The organism is Pseudoalteromonas sp. CO342X, assembly GCF_004208915.1.
Lineage (GTDB): Bacteria > Pseudomonadota > Gammaproteobacteria > Enterobacterales > Alteromonadaceae > Pseudoalteromonas > Pseudoalteromonas maricaloris.
This window is the reverse complement of the sequence record NZ_SGPH01000097.1, coordinates 1-299: the sequence shown is the minus strand read 5'-3', so window position 1 is coordinate 299 and position 299 is coordinate 1. Positions and strand designations below refer to the sequence as shown.

The 299-nt window shown below is 53.5% G+C and carries 1 protein-coding gene; it reads left to right on the top strand.

Annotated elements, in window-relative coordinates:
- Positions 1–299: AMP-binding protein (locus tag EXT47_RS23705; protein WP_130127752.1), on the top strand; the 299-nt coding region annotated here is incomplete at both ends.

The following is a 299-nucleotide window of genomic DNA, read 5'->3' as shown; positions in this document are numbered from 1 at the left end:
GCTCTGGTACAGGCACCTGAGCAGGATGTCTTTAGCCATGAGCTGGCGACGGCGCAGGAGCGGGAACAGTTACTTGGGCGCTGGAATAATACCGAGGCAGAAGTACCATTGGAGTACTGTCTCCATGAACTCTTTGCGGAGCAGGCTGATCGTTTTTCGAAGAAAACCGCTCTAGTTTGTGATGGTATAAGCCTTAGTTACGGTGAGTTAAACCGCCGCGCGAATCAGCTGGCCCATTACCTGAAAGCGCAGGGGGTGAAAGCGCAGACGTTAGTCGGGCTTTGTGTTGAACGCTCGGT